Annotated in this window: 26 protein-coding genes; all 26 read left to right on the forward strand. The window is 36.0% G+C overall.

The window, feature by feature from the left end:
- Nucleotides 1–2: 2 nt before the first annotated feature.
- Nucleotides 3–950, forward strand: coding sequence for an ACP S-malonyltransferase (gene fabD / locus MT489_RS02045; protein ID WP_244679839.1), 948 nt, complete (start codon nucleotides 3–5; stop codon nucleotides 948–950).
- On the forward strand, nucleotides 947–1,690 hold the full coding sequence (gene fabG / locus MT489_RS02050; RefSeq protein WP_244679840.1) for a 3-oxoacyl-[acyl-carrier-protein] reductase: 744 nt from the start codon (nucleotides 947–949) through the stop codon (nucleotides 1,688–1,690). Before fabD ends, fabG begins: the two co-directional genes overlap by 4 nt.
- Before the next feature lie 232 nt (nucleotides 1,691–1,922).
- Nucleotides 1,923–2,156 (forward strand): acyl carrier protein, encoded by a 234-nt coding sequence (locus tag MT489_RS02055; RefSeq protein WP_244679841.1) that lies wholly within the window; start codon nucleotides 1,923–1,925, stop codon nucleotides 2,154–2,156.
- Between the two features lie 290 nt (nucleotides 2,157–2,446).
- Nucleotides 2,447–3,196 (forward strand): ribonuclease III, encoded by a 750-nt coding sequence (gene rnc, locus MT489_RS02060; protein WP_244679842.1) that lies wholly within the window; start codon nucleotides 2,447–2,449, stop codon nucleotides 3,194–3,196.
- A gap of 402 nt (nucleotides 3,197–3,598) precedes the next feature.
- Nucleotides 3,599–7,165: a chromosome segregation protein SMC gene (gene smc, locus MT489_RS02065; RefSeq protein WP_244679843.1), complete on the forward strand. Its 3,567-nt coding sequence runs from the start codon at nucleotides 3,599–3,601 to the stop codon at nucleotides 7,163–7,165.
- Between the two features lie 19 nt (nucleotides 7,166–7,184).
- On the forward strand, nucleotides 7,185–8,180 hold the full coding sequence (gene ftsY / locus MT489_RS02070; protein WP_244679844.1) for a signal recognition particle-docking protein FtsY: 996 nt from the start codon (nucleotides 7,185–7,187) through the stop codon (nucleotides 8,178–8,180).
- Nucleotides 8,181–8,273: 93 nt separating this feature from the next.
- Nucleotides 8,274–8,606 (forward strand): putative DNA-binding protein, encoded by a 333-nt coding sequence (locus MT489_RS02075; protein WP_244680608.1) that lies wholly within the window; start codon nucleotides 8,274–8,276, stop codon nucleotides 8,604–8,606.
- A gap of 11 nt (nucleotides 8,607–8,617) precedes the next feature.
- Nucleotides 8,618–9,964, forward strand: a complete 1,347-nt coding sequence (gene ffh, locus MT489_RS02080; RefSeq protein WP_244679845.1) for a signal recognition particle protein — start codon at nucleotides 8,618–8,620, stop codon at nucleotides 9,962–9,964.
- Nucleotides 9,965–10,079: 115 nt separating this feature from the next.
- Complete coding sequence (rpsP, locus tag MT489_RS02085) at nucleotides 10,080–10,352, forward strand: 30S ribosomal protein S16 (RefSeq protein WP_213123187.1); 273 nt, start codon at nucleotides 10,080–10,082, stop codon at nucleotides 10,350–10,352.
- Nucleotides 10,353–10,363: 11 nt separating this feature from the next.
- Nucleotides 10,364–10,597, forward strand: a complete 234-nt coding sequence (locus MT489_RS02090; RefSeq protein ID WP_244679846.1) for a KH domain-containing protein — start codon at nucleotides 10,364–10,366, stop codon at nucleotides 10,595–10,597.
- A 444-nt stretch (nucleotides 10,598–11,041) separates the two neighbouring features.
- Nucleotides 11,042–11,434, forward strand: coding sequence for a YlqD family protein (locus MT489_RS02095; protein WP_244680609.1), 393 nt, complete (start codon nucleotides 11,042–11,044; stop codon nucleotides 11,432–11,434).
- Nucleotides 11,435–11,439: 5 nt separating this feature from the next.
- Nucleotides 11,440–11,955 (forward strand): ribosome maturation factor RimM, encoded by a 516-nt coding sequence (rimM, locus tag MT489_RS02100; protein WP_244679847.1) that lies wholly within the window; start codon nucleotides 11,440–11,442, stop codon nucleotides 11,953–11,955.
- Entirely contained in the window at nucleotides 11,955–12,674 is a 720-nt protein-coding gene (gene trmD, locus MT489_RS02105) for a tRNA (guanosine(37)-N1)-methyltransferase TrmD (RefSeq protein WP_244679848.1), read from the forward strand. Before rimM ends, trmD begins: the two co-directional genes overlap by 1 nt.
- A gap of 152 nt (nucleotides 12,675–12,826) precedes the next feature.
- A complete protein-coding gene (gene rplS, locus MT489_RS02110) occupies nucleotides 12,827–13,171 on the forward strand; it encodes a 50S ribosomal protein L19 (RefSeq protein WP_244679849.1) in 345 nt (114 codons plus the stop codon).
- A gap of 304 nt (nucleotides 13,172–13,475) precedes the next feature.
- Nucleotides 13,476–14,018, forward strand: a complete 543-nt coding sequence (gene lepB, locus MT489_RS02115; RefSeq protein WP_213109654.1) for a signal peptidase I — start codon at nucleotides 13,476–13,478, stop codon at nucleotides 14,016–14,018.
- 20 nt (nucleotides 14,019–14,038) lie between these two features.
- Nucleotides 14,039–14,896 carry a ribosome biogenesis GTPase YlqF gene (gene ylqF, locus MT489_RS02120; RefSeq protein ID WP_244679850.1) on the forward strand — a complete coding sequence of 286 codons (858 nt, stop codon included), beginning with the start codon at nucleotides 14,039–14,041 and terminating at the stop codon, nucleotides 14,894–14,896.
- A 42-nt stretch (nucleotides 14,897–14,938) separates the two neighbouring features.
- Nucleotides 14,939–15,709 carry a ribonuclease HII gene (locus MT489_RS02125; protein ID WP_244679851.1) on the forward strand — a complete coding sequence of 257 codons (771 nt, stop codon included), beginning with the start codon at nucleotides 14,939–14,941 and terminating at the stop codon, nucleotides 15,707–15,709.
- A gap of 13 nt (nucleotides 15,710–15,722) precedes the next feature.
- Nucleotides 15,723–16,991: a hypothetical protein gene (locus MT489_RS02130; protein WP_244679852.1), complete on the forward strand. Its 1,269-nt coding sequence runs from the start codon at nucleotides 15,723–15,725 to the stop codon at nucleotides 16,989–16,991.
- Complete coding sequence (locus tag MT489_RS02135; protein WP_244679853.1) at nucleotides 16,988–17,278, forward strand: EscU/YscU/HrcU family type III secretion system export apparatus switch protein; 291 nt, start codon at nucleotides 16,988–16,990, stop codon at nucleotides 17,276–17,278. Before MT489_RS02130 ends, MT489_RS02135 begins: the two co-directional genes overlap by 4 nt.
- Before the next feature lie 76 nt (nucleotides 17,279–17,354).
- On the forward strand, nucleotides 17,355–18,515 hold the full coding sequence (gene sucC, locus MT489_RS02140) for an ADP-forming succinate--CoA ligase subunit beta (RefSeq protein ID WP_244679854.1): 1,161 nt from the start codon (nucleotides 17,355–17,357) through the stop codon (nucleotides 18,513–18,515).
- A gap of 54 nt (nucleotides 18,516–18,569) precedes the next feature.
- Nucleotides 18,570–19,472, forward strand: coding sequence for a succinate--CoA ligase subunit alpha (sucD, locus tag MT489_RS02145; RefSeq protein WP_244679855.1), 903 nt, complete (start codon nucleotides 18,570–18,572; stop codon nucleotides 19,470–19,472).
- Between the two features lie 163 nt (nucleotides 19,473–19,635).
- Nucleotides 19,636–20,418, forward strand: a complete 783-nt coding sequence (gene dprA, locus MT489_RS02150) for a DNA-processing protein DprA (RefSeq protein WP_244679856.1) — start codon at nucleotides 19,636–19,638, stop codon at nucleotides 20,416–20,418.
- 437 nt (nucleotides 20,419–20,855) lie between these two features.
- Nucleotides 20,856–22,931, forward strand: a complete 2,076-nt coding sequence (gene topA / locus MT489_RS02155) for a type I DNA topoisomerase (RefSeq protein ID WP_244679857.1) — start codon at nucleotides 20,856–20,858, stop codon at nucleotides 22,929–22,931.
- A gap of 288 nt (nucleotides 22,932–23,219) precedes the next feature.
- Nucleotides 23,220–24,125: a tyrosine recombinase XerC gene (gene xerC, locus MT489_RS02160; protein ID WP_244679858.1), complete on the forward strand. Its 906-nt coding sequence runs from the start codon at nucleotides 23,220–23,222 to the stop codon at nucleotides 24,123–24,125.
- 24 nt (nucleotides 24,126–24,149) lie between these two features.
- Nucleotides 24,150–24,692 (forward strand): ATP-dependent protease subunit HslV, encoded by a 543-nt coding sequence (gene hslV / locus MT489_RS02165; protein WP_244679859.1) that lies wholly within the window; start codon nucleotides 24,150–24,152, stop codon nucleotides 24,690–24,692.
- 63 nt (nucleotides 24,693–24,755) lie between these two features.
- A complete protein-coding gene (hslU, locus tag MT489_RS02170) occupies nucleotides 24,756–26,144 on the forward strand; it encodes an ATP-dependent protease ATPase subunit HslU (RefSeq protein ID WP_244680610.1) in 1,389 nt (462 codons plus the stop codon).
- The last annotated feature ends 104 nt before the right edge of the window (nucleotides 26,145–26,248 follow it).

Consider the following 26,248-nt stretch of genomic DNA (forward strand, 5'->3'; position numbering starts at 1 on the left):
CTATGGGGAAAATAGCATTTGTTTTTCCAGGGCAAGGCTCGCAGTCTGTAGGAATGGGGCAAGTTGCTTTTAATGAAAATGAAAAATCAAAAGAAATATTTAAGATAGCTGATAATCGATTAGGAAGAGAACTTTCTTCGATTATTTTTAATGGACCACAAGATTTACTTACAAAGACTGTGAATGCACAGCCCGCTCTATTAACTACAAGTATTGCATTATTGGAATACTTAAAAGAAGAAGGGATTACTCCTGACTATACAGCTGGCCATAGTCTTGGGGAATACTCCGCTTTGGTTGCAAGTGGTGCAATTGATTTTTCAGATGCCGTTTATGCGGTTTCAAAGCGGGGAGAATTTATGGAAGAAGCTGTTCCAAACGGTGAAGGGACGATGGCGGCAGTACTAGGATTAGATCAAGGCAGTCTTAAGGAAATTACTGACGCTGTAACAATAGACGGAAATTCAGTTCAATTAGCAAATTTGAATTGTCCTGGTCAAATTATCATTTCTGGAACAGTGGCTGGAGTAGAAAAAGCTGGTGAACAGGCGAAAGAAAAAGGGGCAAAAAGGGTTTTACCTTTAAATGTTAGTGGACCATTCCATTCAGAACTGATGAAGCCTGCTGCAGAGAAATTCACTTCAATTTTAAACGAAATAAATATAAAAGACGCTGATATTCCTGTGATTACAAATGTAACGGCTAGCCCAATCAATAAAAACCAAGATATTAAGGAAAAATTAATCGAGCAACTATATTCCCCAGTATTATGGGAGGATTCAGTACAGAAAATGATCGAACTTGGAGTAGATACATTTATTGAAATTGGACCGGGGAAAGTATTATCTGGACTGATTAAAAAAATCAATAAAAATGTACAAATTTATTCAGTTCAAGATCCTGAAAGCTGTGTTGCTACATTAATTGCTTTAAGAGGTGAAGGGGAATGAGATTAGAGGGTAAAACAGCTATTGTAACTGGTGCATCAAGAGGAATTGGTAAGGCAATAGCAATAGCGTTCGCAAAAGAGGGTGCGGATGTCGTCGTTAATTACGCTGGCAGTGAAGAAAAAGCGAAGGAAACCGTTAATGAAATTATTGAACTGGGTAGAAGAGCTTTCGCCTATCAATGTAATATTTCAAACGGTGAATCAGTCCAAGAAATGGTTAAAGAAACGATTCAACAATTTGGAAAGTTAGACATCCTGGTTAACAATGCCGGCATCACCCGTGATAACTTGCTTATGAGAATGAAGGAAGAAGAATGGGATGATGTTATTAATACAAACTTAAAAGGTGTTTTCCTTTGTACGAAAGCTGTAACAAGACAAATGATGAAGCAGAGATCTGGAAGGATTATTAACGTTTCATCGATTGTTGGTGTAAGCGGCAACCCTGGACAAGCTAATTATGTGGCAGCGAAAGCTGGTGTGATTGGTTTGACGAAAACAAGTGCAATGGAATTAGCTCCTAGAAGTATAACTGTTAACGCCATTGCACCAGGATTTATTACGACGGATATGACAGATCAACTTCCGGAAGATGTTAAGGACACTATGCTTAAACAAATTCCTCTTGGACGTTTTGGTGAATCTGATGATATTGCTAACCTTGCCATCTATCTTGCATCCGATGAATCAAAGTATATGACAGGGCAAACGCTTCACGTTAACGGCGGAATGTATATGTGAGGTTTGTGTGTAATAGCTTTTACATTTAATAATATAGCTGTTCTTATGAGGATAGAAACTCTTTTCTAAAGTAATGATTGATGTTTGAGGTTCAATCCATTTTCGGTTACTGCTTAAATAATGAAAAATAAACATTATATAAAAAGATGATTTACTTTGTAGAAAATTTCTTTAAGGCTTGTTTATCTTTAATGGGATATCCTATATAATGTTTTGAGGGGAGGTGAATCAAATGGCAGATACTCTTGAACGCGTAACTAAGATTATTGTTGACCGTTTAGGCGTCGAAGAATCTAAAGTAACCCTTGAAGCTTCTTTTAAAGATGATTTAGGAGCGGATTCCCTAGATGTTGTAGAACTTGTCATGGAATTGGAAGATGAATTTGATATGGAAATTTCCGATGATGATGCAGAAAAAATTGCAACAGTAGGCGACGTTGTCAATTACATAGAAGGTAGCAAATAGTCGCTTGAGTAAGATAATGTCCCGTTGAAGTCGACGGGACATTTCTACTTTACATAAGGCTTTTTTCTTAAATTTTGTTGTTTTCCAATTATTATTGAATTAATTAATGGTTAGATAAATGTCCACCAGAACATGCTAGTTATGTGGGACTATCTCATTGAAATAACAATCTTTGCGAAAAAAGCTTTCGATATAGGTCTTTATATTAACTTTCTTATAATTGATTTGGACGGAAGCAAACATTTAAATTGAAAATAACGTAAACAAATGAATAGCAAGGTGGATTCTTGATGCGAAAATCATATCGTGAAAAAAATACAATGAATAAAATCATTCGTAGCTTTAAGGAATTTCAAGCAAAACTTGATCTTCAGTTCAATGATGAAAAGTTATTAATACAAGCATTTACACATTCATCTTATGTGAATGAGCATCGAAAAAAACCGTATGAAGATAATGAGAGACTAGAATTTTTAGGTGATGCAGTTTTAGAACTATCAGTTTCTAATTTTTTATTTAAGAAATACCCCATGATGAGTGAAGGAGAATTAACGAAGCTGAGGGCTGCAATTGTTTGTGAACCAGCACTTGTGGGCTTCGCAAATGAGCTCAAGTTTGGTGAATTCGTGTTACTTGGAAAAGGCGAAGAAATGACAGGTGGCCGTTCGCGTCCGGCATTGCTTGCCGATGCATTTGAAGCTTTCATTGGTGCATTGTTTTTAGACCAGGGATTAGAAACCGTTATTTCATTTTTAGAGAAGGTTATTTTCCCAAAGGTTGATTTAGGTGCTTTTTCTCATGTGATGGATTTTAAGAGTCAATTACAAGAATATGTGCAAAGAGATGGTTCTGGTGTGCTTGAGTATACGATTCTTCAAGAGGAAGGGCCAGCACATAATCGCGTATTTGTATCACAAGTCTCCCTAAACAAAGAAGTGCTAGGAGAAGGCTCCGGTCGCTCTAAAAAAGAAGCTGAACAGCATGCAGCACAAATGGCTTTAGGAAAACTCGAAGAATATGGATCCAGTGATGTTTTTTAATGGAATATAAGTAAAAGCTATATATCATTTGATTTTACAAAATAGTTTTAATGTCTTGTCCCAGTAGTTGTCGATTGGCAATCTTCCTTTCCTCTCCCTTAGTTTTTTTCTTTTCCATATTTTTTCTCTATTATTTCAAGGATTAGGAAGGAAGGGGCATTTTGCCATGGAATCAATTGACAACAAAGTCCGGAGGGTTTCTTGGTTATGAGCAAGACGCTTGGTCTTTTCTAATATGTATATTACATATAAGTTTTGAATTATGGGTGTTGCTGTCCAGCGCTTCTGGCGCCATCGAGTCGAGATCAAAAAGCCGCCAAAAATTGACTTAATGTGTCTCAGTACTTTATTTATTACGATGGGCGATCGCTTGGCGCTTTTCTTTAATAGGGAGTGATTTGTGTGTACCTTAAACAATTAGACATAATTGGATTTAAATCATTTGCAGAAAAAATTACGATAGAATTTGTTCCGGGAGTTACGGCGGTAGTGGGACCAAATGGGAGCGGAAAAAGTAATATTACAGATGCCATTCGTTGGGTACTTGGGGAGCAATCTGCAAAATCATTGCGCGGCGGAAAAATGGAAGACATTATTTTTGCCGGAAGCGATTCCAGGAAACCACTTAATTTTGCTGAAGTGGCTTTAACTTTAAACAATGAAGATGAGGCTTTGCCGATAGATTATAACGAGGTCTGTGTAGCACGAAGAGTATTTAGATCTGGTGAAAGCGAGTATCTACTAAATGGGCAAGGTTGTAGATTGAAAGATATTATCGATTTATTTATGGATTCAGGACTTGGTAAAGAAGCTTTCTCTATCATTAGCCAAGGGAAGGTCGAGGAAATCTTAAATAGTAAACCTGAAGAGAGAAGGACTATTTTTGAAGAAGCGGCTGGTGTTTTAAAATATAAAACAAGAAAGAAAAAAGCAGAAGGAAAGTTGCAAGAAACTAGCGATAACTTAAATCGTGTCAATGATATCCTTCATGAGCTTGAGAGTCAAATTGAGCCTTTAAAAATACAAGCTTCGATTGCAAAAGATTATCTTGAGAAGAAAAAAGAGCTTGAAAATCATGAAGTTGCATTAACTGTCCATGAAATTGGAGTATTGCACGAAAATTGGGAAACTTCTAAGCAGGAACTACATAAATTATCATTTCAAGAGAAAGAATGTTCCACTAAAATTCAAGCAAATGAATCGAAAACGGAGAAAGAAAGAAACAAGCTTGCATTATACGATGAGACAATTGCAAACTTACAATCTGAATTGCTGACTGCAACCAAAGATTTAGAGAAATTAGAAGGACGGAGAGAAGTTTTAAAAGAAAGAAAAAGAAATGCAACCCAAAACACCGAGCAACTCAAAAAAAACATTGATGATGCTACCTTGAAAGTGTCACAAATTACTGAAAAACGTAATGCAACTAAAAAGGAAGTAAGTCTAAAAGAAACTGAAGTTCAGACATTACAAAAAGAACTAGAAGTGAAAAGAAAACAGTTAAGTCAATTAGACGATACTATTGAAGATACTATTGAATCATTAAAAAGTGATTATATAGAAGTCTTAAATGAGCAAGCTTCTGCTAAAAATGAAATGCAATATTTGGACCAACAACTGAATCAACAAATGGCTCGAAGTAATCGTTTAGATGGAGAAAACGAAAAGTTTATTGAAGAAAGAAGCAATATTGCTGAACAACTAGAAAAAAAGATGGAAGAAATGCATTTACTTGAAAAAGAAATTGCAGAACAACTAATTCAATATAATGAAACGAAGAAAAACATTGAATCTTTATCACAACATCTAGAAAAACAAACATCCATGCTTAATCAAGCTAATCAGTTTATTCAAAAGGCTCAATCTCGCAAGGAAGCACTTGAAGAAATGGAAGATGATTATACCGGGTTTTTTCAAGGTGTCAAAGAAGTGTTAAAAGCTAAGGATAATATTCTTCAAGGCATTGAAGGAGCAATCCTTGAACTAATTCAAGTTCCAAAAGAATATGCTAAAGCAGTCGAAATTGCACTCGGTGGCTCGATGCAGAACATCGTCGTTAAAACTGAAAAAGATGCTAGAGAAGCTATTCAATTTTTAAAAAGGAAGCAATATGGAAGGGCAACTTTTTTACCGTTAAATACCATTAGAGAAAAGGGTATTTCGTCAAACCAAGAAATAATGGTCTCTTCACACCCGTCATTTATAGGAATTGCCTCCAAATTAGTAAAGTTTAAAGACGAGCATGCTGCCGCAGTCAATAGTCTTTTAGGAAATATTATTGTTGCTAGGGATTTAGCTGGTGCGAATCAAATAGCAAAAATTCTCCAACATCGATATAGAATAGTTAGCTTAGAGGGTGACGTTGTTAATCCAGGTGGGTCAATGACGGGCGGTGCCTCTAAACAATCAACAGGCTCTTTACTTGGGCGAAAAAGCGAATTGGAAGATTTAAAAGAAAAACTAGTGGAAATGAGAGAAAAAACGGCTATTCTTCAAGATTCTTGGGAGAAAGCGCGAAACAATTTAACAAATGAAGAAAAACTTCTAGAGTTAATTCGATCCAAAGGTGAACAACTGCGAATAAAACAAAATGATGTAGAATCAACTCTTGCTCAAATTAAAATAAATAAAAAGAATGTAGATGATCGCCTTGCTGTATATGACCTTGAAACATCCGAACTAAAAGTTGAAAAAAATAAAATTAATGACAGGATAAAGGCGCTTTCTGGAATCATCTCAACTTGCGAGGGGAAAATCCACTCCTTAAACGAGCGAATTAAACGATTAACTGCTCAACGAAATAATGAAAGACAATCAAAGGATTCATTGGCAAAAGAGATTACGGAATTATCTTCATTGCTTGCAGTATCTAGAGAGCAATTATCATCCACACGTAATGCCTTCCATTCACTTAACAATGAATTAACGGAGTTGGAAACACGTAAAAATTCTTTAGTGGAGGATCTTCAATGGCTTGAAAGTGAAATGACAGGACACTCATCCACCGAAGGAGATCTTGTTGAAGAAGCGATAAGGAAAAAAGCGGATAAAGAAGAAATTGAACAAAACTTATCCGCTCAAAGGGAAGAAAGACTACAATTACAAATTTCTATTGAACAAAGGGAAGCTGAACTTAAAGAGTTTAACAGAATTTATAATGGAATTACTGTTATGCTTAAAAATGAAGAGGTAAAAAGTAACCGATTGGACGTTGAGCTTGATAATCTTTTAAATAAATTAAGAGAAGAATATTCATTATCGTATGAACGTGCTAAAGAAATATACACTTTAACCTTGCCTGTTGAAGAAACGAGAACGAAAGTAAAATTAATAAAAATTGAAATTGCTGAGTTAGGGACTGTAAACATGGGCGCTATTGAAGAATATGAAAGGGTATCTGAACGATATCACTTCCTAAAAGAACAGCAAACGGACTTAACGGATGCAAAAGATCATTTGTTCCAAGTTATGGATGAGATGGATAGTGAAATGGAAAAAAGGTTCAGTACGACTTTCTTCGATATTCAAAGTGAATTTGAAGGTGTCTTTAAAGCGTTATTCGGTGGTGGAAGGGCGGAATTAACGCTCACAAATCCCGAAGATATGTTGAATACTGGTGTTGATATTGTTGCACAGCCTCCTGGAAAAAAGTTGCAAAATCTAAGCTTGCTATCTGGAGGAGAACGTTCACTGACGGCAATTGCTCTTCTTTTTTCAATTCTAAAAATTCGACCTGTTCCTTTCTGTGTGCTTGATGAGGTGGAAGCTGCGTTAGACGAAGCAAATGTCCAGAGATTTAGTCATTACCTTAAAGAATTTAGTAAAGAAACACAATTTATTGTAATCACTCATAGACAAGGAACAATGCAGGGAGCAGACGTTTTATACGGAGTGACGATGCAAGAATCTGGAGTATCTAAAATTGTTTCCGTTAAGTTGAAAAAAACAAACGAAATGGTGCAAATATAACGAATCGAGGTAGTGTAAGATGAGTTTTTTTAAGAAATTAAAAGAGAAGTTTACTTCTTCTACTGATCAGGTTTCTAGTAAATTTAAAGAAGGCCTAACAAAAACAAGAAACCAATTCTCCGGAAAAATAAATGATCTTGTCTCACGTTATAGAAAAGTGGATGAGGATTTTTTTGAGGAACTTGAAGAAATATTAATTCAAGCGGATGTTGGATTTGAAACGGTAATGGAGATTGTGGAACAATTAAAAATCGAAGTAAAGAGGAGAAATATTAAAGATCCTGCAGAAGTTCAATCTGTCATATCAGAAAAATTAGTTGAAATTTATGATTCCGGGGATGAACAATCAAATCACTTAAATATTATAAATGATGGATTAACCGTCATTTTAGTTGTTGGAGTAAATGGTGTAGGAAAAACAACAACGATTGGAAAACTAGCACATAAGCTTATTCAAGATGGAAAAAAAGTTATGCTTGCTGCCGGTGATACCTTCCGTGCGGGTGCAATTGAACAATTGGAGGTATGGGGACAACGTGTCGGTGCAGATGTTATCAAGCAAGCTGAAGGCTCAGATCCCGCGGCAGTTATGTACGATGCATTACAGGCAGCAAAATCCCGAAAAGTCGATGTTCTTCTTTGCGATACAGCAGGAAGATTACAAAATAAAGTGAACTTAATGAAAGAATTAGAAAAGGTAAAGCGTGTAATCGAGCGGGAAGTACCGGATGCTCCTCATGAAGTATTATTAGTACTGGATGCAACTACTGGCCAAAACGCCTTAATTCAAGCGAAAACCTTTAAAGAGGCTGTTCGTGTAAGTGGGATTGTTTTATCTAAACTTGACGGTACTGCAAAAGGCGGGATTGTGCTTGCCATTCGCAACGAACTAAACATTCCTGTTAAATTTGTTGGACTTGGAGAAAAAATGGATGATCTTCAAGAGTTTGATGCGGAAAAATATGTGTACGGACTTTTTTCCGATGCAATAGAGTCTTCCGAAGATACGAATTAAGTTTAAAAATGTAGGATTGTTGACTTTTTATTAATTGATATGTATGATTTGTGTGTAAAGGATTTTAACTTAACAAGGGGGATTTATATGACAATGCTAGAGAAAACAATGCGCATTAATTATTTGTTTGATTTTTATCAAGCGCTGTTGACTCCAAAGCAACGCAGTTATATGTCCCTATATTATCTCGATGACCTTTCACTTGGTGAAATAGCGGATGAATATGAAGTAAGCCGTCAAGCGGTATACGACAATATAAAGCGCACAGAAGCCATGTTGGAGGAATACGAAGTAAAATTGCAGTTGTTCCAAAAGTTTTTGGAGCGAAGCAATATTATCGAGCAAATGGAAAAAAGTTTGTCTCTTGGAAAATTGGACAATACCAAGTTAGGACAATTTTTAGTATTGCTTAAGGAATTGGATTAGGGGGCGGCAATATGGCATTTGAAGGATTAGCCGACCGGTTGCAGGCAACTATGCAAAAAATCCGGGGGAAAGGAAAAGTAACTGAAGCTGATGTAAAAGCAATGATGCGTGAAGTACGTCTTGCATTGCTAGAAGCTGATGTTAATTTCAAGGTCGTTAAGCAATTTATTTCAAAAGTAAGTGAAAGGGCAGTTGGCCAAGAGGTTATGAAAAGCCTCACTCCCGGGCAGCAAGTCATCAAGGTTGTTAAGGAAGAACTTACGGAGTTGATGGGTGGCGAACAAAGTAAAATTGCGGTTGCCAGTAGACCGCCAACCGTCATTATGATGTCTGGATTGCAAGGGGCTGGTAAAACAACTACAGCTGGAAAATTGGCTAATTTATTGAGGAAGAAATTCAATAGAAAGCCACTTCTTGTTGCAGCTGATATTTATCGACCTGCTGCTATTAAACAGCTAGAAACACTTGGTAAACAATTGGACATCCCTGTTTTTTCCTTAGGTGACAAAGTTAGCCCAGTGGAAATTGCTCAAAAAGCAATTGAGAAAGCGAAAGAAGATCATCATGATTATGTTTTAATTGATACTGCAGGAAGACTGCATATTGATGAAGAATTGATGAATGAGCTAAAAGAAATTAAAGAAGTTGCAAAGCCTGATGAAATTTTCCTCGTAGTTGATGCGATGACCGGGCAAGACGCGGTAAATGTTGCACAAAGTTTTAACGAGATGCTTGAAATAACCGGGGTTGTTCTCACGAAGCTTGACGGAGATACCCGTGGTGGTGCGGCATTATCTATTCGCTCTGTTACTGAAAAACCGATTAAGTTTGTTGGTATGGGTGAAAAAATGGATGCATTGGAACCTTTCCATCCGGAGCGAATGGCTTCACGGATACTTGGAATGGGAGATATGCTCACCTTAATAGAAAAGGCACAAGCATCCGTAGATGAAGAAAAAGCGAAAGAACTGGAGCAAAAGTTCCGCACAGCTTCATTTACATTGGATGATTTTCTCGATCAGTTAGGTCAAGTTAAAAATATGGGACCTCTCGATGAGTTATTAAAAATGATGCCTGGCGCTAATAAGATAAAAGGCATAAATAATCTCCAAGTAGATGAAAAACAAATAGGTCATGTTGAAGCTATCATTCGTTCCATGACGACAAAAGAAAAAGAGCAGCCTGAGATCATTAATGCTGGCAGACGCCGACGAATTGCAAAAGGAAGCGGCACAACTGTTCAAGAAGTAAACCGTCTTTTAAAGCAATTTGAAGAAATGAAAAAAATGATGAAACAAATGACTGGCATGCAGCAAAAAGGGAAAAAGCGTGGCGGCTTTAAATTGCCTTTTATGTAATTATTTTGTGTCAAGCTTCAGTTTTTCTAACCTGTTAAGAAAAAATACTTTACAAACAAATAAAACATCTGATATTATACTATCTTGTGTGAAACTATTCGGAGGTGCTATTAAAATGGCAGTAAAAATTCGTTTAAAACGTATGGGAGCAAAAAAATCTCCTTTCTATCGTATTGTTGTAGCTGATGCTCGTTCTCCACGTGATGGACGCATCATTGAAGAAATTGGAACATATAATCCAATCTCTCAACCAGCTCAAGTTGCAATTAATGAAGAAACAGCACTAAAATGGCTTAAAGATGGTGCAAAACCTTCTGACACTGTTCGTAACTTATTCTCTAAGCAAGGTATTTTGGAAAAATTCCATAACGCAAAGAACAGTAAGTAATTGTGATAGCCATGAATGATCTAATTTTGTCGATTGTAAAGCCGATTGTTGATTATCCCGATGAGGTTGGGGTACGTGAAGTAGAAGAAAATCATCGTATTACGTATCACCTTTCAGTAAATGAACATGATATCGGAAAAGTGATTGGAAGACATGGTAGAGTTGCAAAAGCAATTAGAACAGTAGTCTATGCCGCAGCAGGATTAAAACAACATAAGAAGGTTTACTTGGAAATCGACGAATAGGGAGGCGGAATACCTCCCTTTTTTGTTTATCTTAATAGATTTGTTATTAGTTGGATATGGCGATCATAAGACTCCTGTAGGAAAAGTGAATTAAGAATTTAAGATAACCTATCATCGACACGACTTATCTAGCTGCAGGCGCAAGGCGTTCAAGGTCCAAATTAACCCTACCTCAAAAAGTTTAAGAACAATTTCCTAGGAAGAAATGTTTCCTTCTAGCTAATGGTCAAGTGCCTTCCGATTATCCAATTTTGTCGTTATTCCTTAATCTAAATTAATAATCTAAAATAATCAGATACCATTTGACACGCAGGGACGAGGCTAGTAGCCTGCTAACTGCCTCTGCATATAGGCATGAATGGAAAACGAGTGCTATTTAGGAGAAAACCTACTAATACATTTAAATCAGCTAATTACATAATAGATTATCGGAGGATGATGATGATGAGAATTCTCCAAACTGTTTCCGTTAAACAGGTTTTAACGGAAATGAGTAAGTATAAACTACAAAAAAGATTTAAAGATAATAAACAGCAGCTCAAAAAAGAATGCGATCAGCTTCTTTTTGAATTGAAAAAATTAGAAAGAACTAGAAAGTTTACTCCCTCTGGATTGAAAACTCAGTTCGACAAAGAAATTGAAATGCGCAAGGAAAAAATTAAGCTAATTGACTTCCAAATTGAACAACTTGATATGTTATCTATTGGAAGTGAACTTCATGATCAAGATATACAAGCGATTATTGATATTAAAGTTGGCGATAATTGGGATGAAGTCGCAAAAGGCAAAACGATTGTAATTAAAGATGGCATCATAGTAGAAATTCGCGAGAGGTGAGATTTATGAATTGGTTTAATGTGGGAAAAGTAGTTAACACTCATGGAATAAAAGGTGAGGTAAGAGTGATTTCAAAAACTGATTTTCCAGAAGAAAGGTATTTCCCTGGAAGTTTACTTTATCTTTTTTTGCCAAAGAAAAAAGAACCCATCGAATTAATTGTAAAAACCCATCGTAAACATAAAAATTTTGATTTACTATCATTTGAAAATTATTCGAACATCAATGATGTCGAGCAAATGAAAGAAGGCATATTAAAGGTTACCGAGGAACAGTTAATAGAATTATCAGAAGGAGAATTCTATTTTTACGAAATTATTGATTGCACAGTTGTTACAGAAGACGGTGAAGAAATTGGCACGGTGAAGGAGATTCTAACTCCGGGGGCAAATGATGTTTGGGTTGTAAAAAGTAAAGATGGAAAGGAATATTTGATTCCTTATATTAAAGATGTAGTAATTGATATTTCGGTAGAAAATAAAAAAATTATCATTAATCCAATTGAAGGGTTACTAGAATAATGAAAATCGATATACTAACTTTATTTCCAGAAATGTTTTCAGGTGTTTTAGGTTCTTCCATTTTGAAAAAAGCTGCAGAAAAAAAAGCTGTTTCTTATAACGTTGTTAACTTTCGTGAGTTTTCAGATGATAAACATAAGACTGTTGATGACTATCCTTATGGTGGTGGAGCAGGGATGGTTTTAAAGCCTCAACCTATTTTCGATGCAGTCGACTATTTAAAAAATGAGCGTAACGCAAATCCGCGCGTTATTTTGCTTTGTCCACAAGGGGAAAAGTATACCCAGAAGAAAGCAGAAGAATTTGCTAAAGAAGATCATTTAATTTTTATATGTGGACATTATGAAGGATACGATGAACGGATAAGAGAGCACCTTGTTTCGGATGAAATATCGATTGGTGATTATGTTTTAACTGGCGGAGAGCTTGGGGCTATGGTCATGATAGATTCAGTAGTTCGCTTGTTACCAGGAGTACTTGGTAATGACGAATCACCTATTTATGACTCTTTTTCTTCAGGATTATTAGAACATCCTCATTATACACGTCCTGCTGATTTCAGAGGGATGAAAGTTCCGGAAGTTCTTTTATCAGGTAACCATCAAAAAATTAAAGAATGGCGTGAAAATGAATCACTTTACAGAACTAAGAGCAGGCGTCCTGATTTAATGGAAAAATACTTATTAGAAAAAAATAACAATATTGATCCTCTTAACTAGAATTTCTTAAAAGTTACAATTGCAATCAATATATGTGTATGTTAATATAGTTTTTGTGGCTAAGGCTGATAAGCCTTATTTAGCCTGTAACAACGGTGTTCCGCTGCATGTTTTCCTTTTGCAAGAGCGTCGGTTGGAAGGAGATGAATACGATGCACAAAATTATTGAAGAAATCACAAAAGAACAACTTCGCAATGATCTTCCGGCATTCCGCCCTGGTGATACTGTTCGTGTCCATGTTAAAGTAGTTGAAGGTACACGTGAAAGAATTCAGTTATTCGAAGGGTTAGTTATTAAGCGCCGTGGGGGCGGTATTAGTGAAACTTTCACTGTCCGTAAAATATCTTATGGTGTTGGAGTTGAGCGTACATTCCCTGTACACACTCCAAGAATTGCGAAGCTAGAAGTAGTGCGTCGCGGTAAAGTTCGTCGTGCGAAGCTTTACTATCTACGTAGTTTACGTGGAAAAGCTGCGCGTATCAAAGAAATTCGATAAAACAATGGCAAAAAGAGAAAGGAGCTTGATTTCAAGCTCCTTTTATTCATATAAACATATGATTTTATGTTTAATAAGCAATATTTTCAATGTCCAGCTTTTGCCCTTAGCCCCACGATGTTAAAACCAGCATAATTTATAGTCAAATGCCGGACTTTTTTTGCCCCAGAACATTTATTTGTCGGACTGACTAAGGTGCCTTACGCTTTTCAAGTGATAAATGTTTATTTTTCATTTACAATAGTGTATACATAAATAAAAACTATCAATTAGAAAATGATTGAGTTTATTGGATGGTGAAACGATGACAAAAGAAAAAAACGAATTATGGGAATGGACGAAAGCACTCCTTATTGCAATTGGACTGGCAGCCATCATTAGATATTTTCTTTTTGCTCCAATTGTAGTAGATGGTTATTCTATGATGCCTACTCTACATAATGGGGATCGAATGATTGTGAATAAACTGGGAAAACCACAAAGATTTGATATCATCGTTTTTCATGCACCCGAACAAAAAGACTATATAAAGCGTGTAATTGGGTTACCTGGCGATACGGTCGAATACAGAGATGATACGCTCTATATTAATGGAAAACCATATGCTGAGCCATATTTAGATGCTTATAAAAGTCAAATTGTTGAAGGTCCGTTGACGGAAGACTTTACATTAGAAGAAACCCCTGTTGGCCAAAAAACCGTTCCAGAAGGGGAATTATTTGTAATGGGTGATAATCGTAGATCAAGTAAGGATAGTAGACATATCGGTTCAATTCCATTAGAAAAAGTAATCGGTGATACGAATATTGTTTACTGGCCTTTTAAAGATATTAGATATGTTAAGTAGAATGTTGGAGGAATAGATTCATGACAATTCAATGGTTCCCAGGGCATATGGCTAAAGCTCGCAGGGAAGTGACAGAAAAACTAAAATTAGTTGATATTATTTTTGAACTGGTCGATGCGCGAATACCTGAATCTTCCTCTAATCCTATGCTGCAAGAAATTATTCAACATAAACCAAGACTTATTTTATTAAATAAAGCAGATATGGCAGATCGCATGTTGACTAATAAGTGGATTGACTATTACGCAGAAAAGGGTCAACTGGCATTGTCTATTAATTCACAAGCCGGAACAGGTATTAAAGAAATTGTGAAAGCTGCTGAAAAGATTTTGCATGAAAAAATCGAGCGTCAAAAAGCAAAAGGAATAAGACCAAGGGCCATAAGAGCTATGATTATCGGAATTCCAAATGTCGGAAAGTCTACTTTGATTAATCGATTAGCTAAACGAAATATTGCAAAGACGGGAAATACCCCAGGAATAACAAGGGCTCAGCAATGGATAAAAGTAGGCAAGGAACTTGAACTACTTGATACACCAGGGATATTATGGCCAAAATTTGAAGATCCTGAAACAGGTTATAAGCTTGCGTTGACAGGAGCAATCAAAGATACATTGCTTAACATGCAAGATATTGCTGTTTTTGGACTAAAATATTTACAAGAATATTATCCGGAAAGAATGTTAGAACGTTATCAATTAACCGAAATCCCGGAAGAAATATCCGTATTATTTGATAAGATTGGTCAGCTTAGAGGATGTCTTACTACTGGTGGCGATGTTGATTATGACAAAACATCCGAAATTGTGATAAGAGATATTAGAATGCAAAAATTTGGTAATATTACTTTTGATTTACCGGAGATAAAACCTGAATGAGATCCCATTATGGGGTCTTACATTTTTTTATGGAGCTAACATATGAAAAAAACATCAATTCAAGAGATAAAAAAAATTATAGACCAAATTCAAGATGAAAATAATCCATTCTTGAAACAACTAACATTAGATTCAAGAAAGGGAGTAAAAGATTTACTGGAAAAGTGGCATCATACGAAAAAACAAGAAAGAGACCAACGTAAGCAATATATCATAATGGAAACCTATGAAAGAAGGCTTAGGAAGGATGGGTTTAAATTAATTGCAGGTCTTGATGAAGTTGGTCGAGGACCGCTTGCAGGTCCAGTTGTATCAGCAGCTGTAATACTTGAAGAAAATTCGTATATTCCAGGCTTAAACGATTCTAAAAAATTGACTGAAAAAAAACGTGAAGAATTATATTCGGAAATTATGTCCAAATCTGTTGCCGTGGGAATTGGCATTTTATCATCCGAGGAAATTGATAGAGTTAACATTTATGAGGCAACGAAAAAATCTATGTTGGCTGCAGTACAAAATTTAAGTGTTCAGCCAGATTATTTATTATTGGATGCAATGAAAATTAATAGTATCTATCCTGAAATATCCATTATTAAAGGAGATGCAAAAAGTGTTTCAATTGCCGCCGCTTCTATCGTGGCAAAAGTGACACGCGACGGTATAATGAAGGATTATCATGAGCAGTATCCTCATTATGGTTTTCATTTACATATGGGTTATGGTACGAAGTTACACCTTGATGCATTAAATGATTTTGGACCATGTCCAATACATAGAAAAACGTTTGCTCCAATTAAAAAGCTGTTTGAATAGAGGTGGCATACTAATGGTCATGCAAGCAGTTATGAGAGCTTTGTTGCAAAATCAAGAAAATATTCCTCAAGGCTCTATTCATTTTCGGAATGGGCAAGTTTTTTATGGCGTTATTCAAAGATTGTTTCCAAATCAACACGCGGAAATCAAAATGGGAGTTCACAAATTAATTGCTAGACTTGAAGTTCCATTAGCTGCCGGGAAAGGTTATTGGCTCCAGGTAACTTCGAATGAAGGTGCGCCAAGGTTAAAACTTCTTAACTCAAACCCCATGTCCAATAATGAATCAACAACAAATCTATTACAACAATTAGGACTTTCAAACGATAAAGTCAACCAATCTCTTGTTAGACTTTTAATGAACGAACATATCTTTTTAACGAAAGAAGATATTGTTAATGCTGTCCAACTTCTTAAACAATCACAAAATCTTGAGGAAGGACTTCAAATTATAAAATTAATGTCCCAAAGAAATTTACCTTATAATGAAGGTGTTTTTAAATCGTTAATCGCTTCCGGAAATAATGATTCAACAGAACATTTATTAAAAACTTTACAAGCTTCACTTATATTAGAAGAGAATCAACTCGATTCAACGGGAAAAGAAATATTAAAGCTGCTGAAATCTTGGGATGTAGAAATATTACCTAATAATCGTGAAAATGCATTGTTGTTGTTAAAGCAGTCGTTACAAAGAACAGGGATATTTTATGAAAATACGTTGCTAGACAGTGAACAAAATCATGAATTGTTAAAAGAATCAATGAAACCCCTTTTAGTACAATTTTTACAAGAATCTCAATCCATCCAGAGCGAATCAAAATCCATAGCTGAACAACTGTTATTTAGAATGAATGGTTTTCAATTATTATCTTCTGAAAATGGACCCATTCACCATCTTTTGTATGAAATTCCAATTAAACTTGGTGATTATCCATCTGAGATTGCAATGCAATGGTCGGGTAAAAGAACGGAAGATGGAAAAATAAACTCTGACTTTTGCAGAATTATTTTTTATCTGGATCTGGAACATTTGAAAGAAACGATGGTCGATATGCAAGTACAAAATCGAATCGTCTCAGTTACCATCCTGAATTCAAGTGAAGAATTGAAAAATCTTTCTACAGATATGCTGCCTGCTGTAATATCTGGATTAAAGGAATTGGATTATCGATTGTCATCAATAAATTTTAAAACCCCTGATAATTACAATAAACAAGATTCTAAGAAAAATAGATATCATTCTAAACAATCCTATAATGGAGTGGATATCAGGATATGAGTAAACGAAGGGAACTACCAATAAAGGAAGCAGTAGCTTTACATTATAAAAGTAATATACACGACGCACCTATTGTAGTAGCTAAAGGAAAAGGAATCATCGCTGAAAATATATTATCTATTGGTAGTGAAAACGATATTCCCATACAACAAGATCCAACTCTTGTAGAATTACTAGGTCAACTAAATATTAATGAAACAATACCAGAAGATTTGTATAACGCTGTTGCAGAAATATTTGCATTCGTATATCAATTGGATAAACGAAAAGGAAAAGTCCGTCTTTAATATTGGACATCCGATAAGCGTTTTAATACAATATATAAGGCAATCTATTTTTGACATTGTGATTGGAGGATGCAAAATGAATATCCATGAATATCAAGGTAAAGAAATCCTCAGAAAATATGGGGTTTCTGTACCTAATGGAAAAGTTGCTTTCACAGTTGAAGAAGCTGTTGAAGCAGCGAAGGAGCTTGGTTCCGATGTTAGTGTTGTAAAAGCACAAATACATGCAGGTGGCCGTGGTAAAGCTGGTGGGGTAAAAGTAGCTAAAAACTTAGAAGAAGTGCGTACATATGCCAACGAAATTTTAGGGAAAACACTTGTAACTCATCAAACTGGACCAGCTGGAAAAGAAGTAAAACGCCTATTGATTGAAGAAGGCTGCGATATTAAGAAAGAGTATTATGTTGGTTTAGTAGTGGACCGTGCTACAGATCGTGTTGTCTTAATGGCTTCTGAAGAAGGCGGTACTGAGATTGAAGAAGTAGCAGAAAATACTCCTGAAAAAATATTCTACGAAGTAGTTGATCCAGTTGTCGGTTTAACAGGATTCCAAGCTCGTAGAATTGCATTTAATATTAATATTCCAAAGGAACTTGTTGGTAAAGCCGCTAAATTTATGCTTAGTCTTTACCGTGCCTTTGTTGACAATGATTGTTCTATTGCAGAAATCAACCCATTAGTTGTTACTGGTGATGGAAACGTAATGGCTCTTGATGCAAAATTGAATTTTGATGCAAACGCTCTTTATAGACATAAAGATATTCTTGAGTATCGTGATCTTGATGAAGAAGATGAAAAAGAAATCGAAGCATCTAAATATGATTTAAGCTATATTTCACTTGATGGGAACATTGGTTGTATGGTTAATGGTGCAGGATTAGCGATGGCTACAATGGACATCATTAAATATTATGGCGGAGATCCCGCTAACTTCCTTGACGTTGGTGGCGGTGCGACAGCAGAGAAAGTAACAGAAGCATTCAAAATTATCCTATCTGATGAAAATGTAAAAGGTATATTCGTAAATATCTTTGGTGGAATAATGAAATGTGACGTTATTGCAACTGGGGTTGTTGAAGCAGCTAAACAAGTAGGACTTGAAGTACCACTTGTTGTAAGACTAGAAGGAACAAACGTCGATTTAGGAAAGAAAATATTGAATGAATCCGGATTAAACATCATTGCTGCGGAATCAATGGCAGATGGTGCTCAAAAGATTGTTGGATTAGTCGGATAAACATATATGCTGACTTACTGTCTGCATCGAGAAAACTGAAAGGTAGGGAAAATAATGAGTGTTTTTGTCAATAAAGATACGAAAGTAATCGTGCAAGGAATCACTGGATCTACTGCACTTTTCCATACGAAACAAATGCTTGAATATGGCACGAAAATCGTTGGCGGCGTAACACCTGGTAAAGGTGGTACAGAAGTTGAAGGTGTTCCTGTTTTTAATACTGTAGAAGAAGCCGTAAAAGCTACAGGTGCCAATGCATCCGTTATTTATGTTCCAGCACCATTTGCTGCTGACGCTATTTTAGAAGCAGTAGACGCTGAATTAGATCTTGTCATTTGTATAACAGAGCATATTCCAGTTCTTGATATGGTAAATGTAAAACGTTATATGGAAGGCAAAAAGACACGTCTTGTTGGTCCAAACTGTCCTGGAGTCATCACACCAGATGAATGTAAAATTGGAATTATGCCAGGGTATATTCATACAAAAGGCCATGTAGGTGTAGTGTCCCGTTCTGGTACATTAACATATGAGGCTGTTCATCAGTTAACTCAAGCGGGTGTTGGCCAATCTACTGCAGTTGGAATTGGCGGAGACCCTGTCAATGGAACAAATTTCATCGATGTATTGAAAGCATTTAACGATGATCCTGAAACTGAAGCTGTCATCATGATTGGTGAAATCGGTGGTACAGCTGAGGAAGAGGCTGCAAGATGGGTTAAGGCTAATATGACTAAGCCAGTTGTTGGATTTATCGGTGGGCGTACAGCACCTCCAGGAAAACGTATGGGACATGCAGGTGCCATTATTTCTGGCGGAAAAGGTACTGCTGATGAAAAAATCCGCGTTATGAATGAATGTGGAATTCAAGTTGCCGATACACCATCTGTAATTGGTGAAACACTAATTAAAGTGATAAAAGAAAAAGGTCTTTACGAAAAGTGTAAAACACACTAAAATATGAGATTTTCATTAAAATAGCCTCTCCAAAAGAGGGGCTATTTTGTAAATTCTAAAAAGGAGCTTGATTGAAATTTTTAATAATAAGCTTTTCCACCTCGTTCATTCCAGGTTCTTAACGAGTACATCCATAAGAAAACTTCTGAAGCATGATCCTCAATTGAAAGATCTCTACAATATGTCCCCAGCAAACCTGCAACATATTTTTCAATTTGATTCGAGTACGATGGAAAAATTCACAAATGAATTCCTTTCAATTAATGTGCATAAACTTATTAAACTATATAAATCTAATAAAATATTTTTTATTACTTATAAAGATCCAGAATATCCAAGGCAGTTAAAAGAAATTCATGAGCCTCCCCTAATATTATTTTACATGGGGGATAAATCCTTATTATATAAACCTTCGATTGCTGTTGTGGGAGCGAGAGCTGCTAATCAATATGCAAAAAATGGACTTGATTTGATTTTGCCAAAATTAATAAAAAATAATATTGTAATTATAAGCGGTCTTGCCAAAGGAACAGATACGTATGCACATGAAAAAACAATTGAATTTGGAGGAAAGACCATTGCTGTTCTTGGTGGAGGATTCTTTCATTTATACCCTGCAGAAAATAAAGCGCTTGCAGCAAAAATAGTTAAAAACCATTTGCTTTTATCGGAGTATCCTCCAATAATAAAACCAGAACGTTGGCATTTTCCGATGAGGAATCGTATTATAAGTGGGCTTTCGAGAGGAACCGTAGTTATTCAGGCAAAAAAGAGAAGTGGATCACTAATCACGGCTGATTTGGCACTCGAAGCTGGCAGAGAAGTTTTTGCCTTACCTGGCCCAATCGACGATTCACTTTCGGAAGGTACCAATCATCTCATTCAACAAGGAGCTAAGCTGATTGCTTCTGGACAGGACATTTTAGAGGAAATATTGATTGATTAAACATTTTTTTTAGTTTCAGGCTTTAAAATAAATTATTATTCAAGTATAACTTTGATTAGGCTTAGATGCGAGACACCCTGCTGAAAAAAACACAAAAGAACCTCGCAGTAGTTTCAAGAGCTGAGGAGGCTTCATAGAGTGTTAAGATGCAAGTATTAGAGGTTAGCGGTCCATTTCTATACCTTACATTTGCTTGTCTCTCCTTTTCAAGCGCCTTCAATTTTTAAACTACCAGGAAAATGAGTTTTTAGAGCGGAAATCAAAACAAATGGTCAAAAGAGCTAAAATAAAAAGCTTGCATTTCCGTATATTGTAGGATAGATTTTTCATAACAATTTATTAAAATGTTAAAGATCATTTACACTCGACAATTTTCTTCATTGACAAAATGTTCTTTCCCATATAGTATTTACACTGATTTATAGGGAGGATTGTGTATGTCGGATTACTTAGTTATTGTGGAATCGCCTGCAAAGGCTAAAACAATAGAACGTTACTTAGGAAAAAAATATAAAGTGAAAGCGTCCATGGGGCACATAAGAGATCTACCAAGGAGCCAAATGGGTGTAAACGTTAACGATAATTATGAACCAAAATATATAACAATTAGAGGAAAAGGACCGGTATTAAAAGATTTAAAAACCGCAGCAAAAAAAGCAAAAAAAGTTTTTCTCGCAGCTGACCCTGATCGTGAAGGCGAAGCTATTGCATGGCACTTAGCTCATAGCTTGGATGTAGATGTTAATTCAGATTGCCGTGTAGTATTTAATGAAATAACTAAAGATGCCATTAAGGAGTCTTTTAAGCACCCTCGTCCAATTAATATGGACTTAGTCGATGCCCAACAGGCTAGAAGGGTGTTAGATAGGCTTGTTGGCTATAATATTAGCCCACTTTTTTGGAAAAAAGTAAAAAAGGGACTTAGTGCAGGAAGAGTACAATCTGTCGCAGTACGATTAATAATTGACAGAGAAAATGAGATTAAGAAATTTATTCCTGAGGAATATTGGTCAATAGAAGGGGATTTTAAAAAGAATAAAGAACGCTTTCAAGCCTCGTTTTATGGATTAAACGATAAAAAAACAAAGCTCAGCAATAAAGATGATGTAGATTCCATCATGAACAAAATAAATGGCGATACCTTTCTAGTAGAATCAGTCGAAAAAAAGGAGAGAAAGAGAAATCCTGCTTTGCCATTTACTACTTCTTCATTACAGCAGGAAGCTGCAAGAAAATTGAACTTTAGAGCAAAAAAGACGATGATGCTAGCTCAGCAACTATACGAAGGGATAGCAATTGGCAAAGAAGGCACAGTCGGTCTCATCACATATATGAGAACAGATTCTACAAGAATCTCCGAAGTAGCTCAGAAAGAAACAGCAGAATTTATTAAGGCTAAGTTTGGAAATGACTATTTAAAATATTCCAATTCAAAAGATAAAAAACAAACAAATGCTCAAGATGCCCATGAAGCCATTAGACCCACTAGTACTTTTAGAGACCCTATTACTGTAAAAGATTATTTAAGCAGAGATCAATATCGCCTGTATAAGTTGATATGGGATCGATTTGTGGCGAGTCAAATGGCACCTGCCGTAATGGATACAATGGCTGTAACTTTAACAAATGGTGAAGTGTATTTCCGTGCAAATGGATCAAAAATTAAATTTCCTGGTTTCATGAAGGTTTATGTTGAAGGAACAGACGATCAACAAGAAGAGAAAGAAAACATGCTCCCAGAACTGGTTGTAGGTGATAAGGTTAAAGCTGAAAAGTTAGTTCCAAAACAGCATTTTACACAGCCCCCTCCAAGATATACTGAGGCAAGACTTGTAAAAACACTTGAAGAACTTGGAATAGGCAGACCATCTACGTATGCGCCGACACTTGATACCATTCAAAAACGTGGATATGTAGCTCTTGATAATAAACGATTTGTCCCAACTGAACTTGGGGAGATTGTGCATGAGATAATGGTGGAATTTTTCCCAGAAGTTATCGATGTAGAATTTACTGCTAAGATGGAAAATGAGTTGGATGAAATCGAAGATGGTAAAATCAAATGGGTTTCAATCATTGATGAATTTTATAAAGACTTTGAGAAGAACTTGAAAAAAGCCGAAAAAGAAATGCAGGAAGTAGAAATAAAGGATGAATATGCAGGAGAGAATTGTGAAAACTGCGGAAATCCTATGGTCATTAAAATGGGGCGTTTCGGAAAATTTATGGCGTGCAGCAATTTTCCGGATTGTCGAAATACAAAGCCAATCGTGAAACAGATCGGTGTTCAATGTCCTAAATGTAAAGAGGGACATATTATTGAAAGAAAAAGTAAAAAGAATAGAATATTTTACGGGTGTGATCGTTATCCATCTTGTGACTTTGTCTCATGGGATAAACCTCTAGAACGGCCATGTCCAAAATGCAACGATGTTCTAGTCGAGAAAAAACTTAAAAAAGGGATTCAAGTCCAATGTGCCGCATGTGACTATAAAGAGAAGCCCGTTCAATAGCAAGACAAAAAAGCTATCTCCAAATCCAAAGGGGATAGCTTTGATTTTTTAGAGCTTATGAATGTTATTTGCTTGTCGAATAGTGTAAAATGCAATAATAATATATAACTTGAAAATTCTTAAAGATACGAGTGTTGTCGTTGCCATTTACTGAGCATTATTCCTAAAAAAAGTAGTAATTGGCAAAAGTTAGTAAGAACAATTCAAAACTTTGTGAAAAATTTGTAACATTAATTGCATCGATGATTAAATTGTGTTAATATTTAGTAGCCTTCGAGAGGTGAAGCGATGAATAAGTTTTCAGATGAATCAGTATACTCTTTTATAGAATATTTGCAAATAGAACGTAATTATTCGGAGTACACAATCGACTTTTATAAGAAGGATATTGAGCATTTTGCTTTGTTCATGAATGCACAAGGGCTAAAATCGTTTTCTGATGTTGAATATTTTGATGCGAGGCTTTACGTTACTGAACTTTATAATCAAAAACTTGCAAGGGCAAGTGCATCTAGAAAAATTTCATGTCTTCGAAGTTTTTATAAATTTCTTTTGAGAGAAGGACTGGTGAAAGAAAATCCTTTTTCTCTCATTATCCAACCTAAAACTGGAATCAAGATTCCTAGTTTTTTCTATGAAGAAGAAATGAATTTACTTTTTGAAGCTTGCATGGAATCAACATCATTAAATATTCGAAATCTTGCTTTGTTAGAATTGTTGTATGCTACAGGAATAAGAGTTAGTGAATGTGCAAATATTCAACTTAAAAATGTTGATTTTGATTTTTCGACCATCCTTGTAAAAGGAAAAGGCCGAAGAGAAAGATACGTTCCTTTCGGTAGTTTTGCAAATGAGGCATTACAAAATTACATACAAAATGGTGTAAGAAAAGAACTATTGAAAGGTCGAGAAGATCACCAATATTTATTCGTCAATTCACGAGGTGGCCCGCTTACAGACCGTGGAATCCGCCATATTTTAAAAACCGTTATAGAATCTGCGTCATTGACTGGAAAAATTCATCCACATATGATTCGACATTCCTTTGCAACTCACTTGCTTAACAATGGTGCAGATATGAGAACTGTTCAAGAATTGTTAGGTCATTCCCATCTATCGTCCACACAAGTATACACTCATGTTACGAAAGAACATTTGCGAAGTACGTATTTGAACCATCATCCTAGGGCATAAGCATAAAGCAGGGAGGAATGGAAAATGAACCAATTTCATGCTACAACTATATTTGCAGTACAACATAAAGGAAAATGTGCAATGGCTGGAGATGGTCAAGTCACATTTGGAAATGCTGTCGTAATGAAGCATACTGCAAAAAAAGTTCGAAAACTTTTTAATGGAAAAGTTTTAGCGGGATTTGCGGGCTCCGTAGCAGATGCCTTTACTTTATTCGAAAAATTTGAAGGTAAGCTCCAAGAATACAATGGAAATCTTCAACGTGCAGCCGTGGAGTTGGCAAAAGAATGGAGAAGCGATAAGGTATTACGAAAGCTCGAAGCAATGCTGATTGTAATGGACAACGATAATTTATTGCTAGTATCCGGAACTGGTGAAGTTATTGAGCCAGATGATGGAATACTTGCTATAGGGTCAGGTGGTAATTACGCATTAGCTGCTGGCAGAGCACTTAAAAATTATGCAGCTGATCATTTATCTGCTAAGGAAATGGCGCAAGCAGCTCTAGAAATTGTGGCAGATATTTGTGTGTACACGAATAGAAATATTATTGTTGAAGAGCTTTAAAAAACTGAAAACATCGCTTTTAAAGGAGGGTTCTGTTTGGCGGCTGATAAAAAAGGGTTTAATATGACCCCGAGAGAAATCGTTGAAAAGCTCGATCAATTCATTGTTGGTCAAAGAGAAGCGAAAAGGGCAGTTGCTGTAGCACTTCGAAACAGATATCGAAGAGGATTATTAAGTCCCGAGTTGAGAGACGAAATTATTCCGAAAAACATTCTAATGATTGGTCCCACGGGAGTAGGTAAAACCGAAATTGCCAGGCGAATGGCGAAACTCGTCGGTGCTCCATTCATTAAGGTAGAAGCTACTAAGTTCACTGAAGTTGGATACGTTGGCCGTGATGTTGAATCTATGGTCCGTGATTTAATGGAAACCTCGATAAGAATAGTTAAAGAAGAAAAGATGGATGAGGTAAAGAGTCAGGCTGAAAAGCAAGCTAATCAACGTCTAGTTGAATTATTAGTGCCAGCTAAGAAGAAAACAGAAGGCTTTAAAAATCCGTTTGAAATGATATTTGGCGGCGGGCAGCAAGACTCTGATGAGGATATTGAAAAACAAGAGGAAATGAGTATCCGTGAAAAAAGAAAAATTATTGCTGAGAAATTAGCTAACGGAGAACTCGAAAATGAAAACGTACAAGTGGAAGTGGAAGAACAACAGCCATCTATGTTCGATATGCTGCAAGGCTCTGGTATGGAACAAATGGGAATGAATATGCAAGATGCACTAAGTAACCTCATTCCTAAGAAAAAGAAAAAGCGAAATCTTTCTGTTAAAGATGCACGTATTGTTTTAACGAATGATGAAGCACAAAAATTAATAGATATGGATGAGGTTTCTCAAACTGCTATAAGTAGAGCCGAGCAAACAGGAATTATTTTTATTGATGAGATTGACAAAATTGCAAGTAAAGGTAATTCTGGATCCAATGTTGATGTTTCGAGAGAAGGCGTTCAGCGTGATATTCTTCCGATTGTGGAAGGTTCAACTGTTGTAACGAAGTATGGGCCTGTTAAGACAGATTTCATCTTGTTTATTGGTGCAGGAGCATTTCATATATCAAAACCTTCTGACTTAATCCCTGAGCTGCAAGGTCGTTTTCCGATTCGTGTAGAACTTGGTAAACTCTCAGTTGACGATTTTGTCAGTATCCTTACTGAACCAGATAACGCCTTAATAAAGCAATATATAGCTTTACTTGAAACAGAAGGTATACAAATCGAATTTTCTGACGATGCTATTTATAGACTTGCTGAAATAGCATTTAATGTAAATCAGGAAACGGATAATATTGGGGCTAGACGCCTCCACACCATTATGGAAAAGCTGCTTGAAGATTTATCTTTTGAAGCTCCTGAAGTAGGAATGGGGACTATTAAAATCACTAAACAGTATGTAGATGACAAACTAGCCGCCATTTCTAAAGATAAAGATTTAAGCCAATTTATTTTATAAAACGTTTTACACAATAAACGTATGGGAATGGTACGATAAGTAGTCTTTCTATTAACATTCGTTGCAAAGACTTTAAATATATGTGTTATTTACTTTTAGGAGGA

Source organism: Lederbergia wuyishanensis (assembly GCF_022900255.1).
GTDB classification, from domain to species: Bacteria; Bacillota; Bacilli; order Bacillales; family Bacillaceae_C; genus Lederbergia; species Lederbergia wuyishanensis.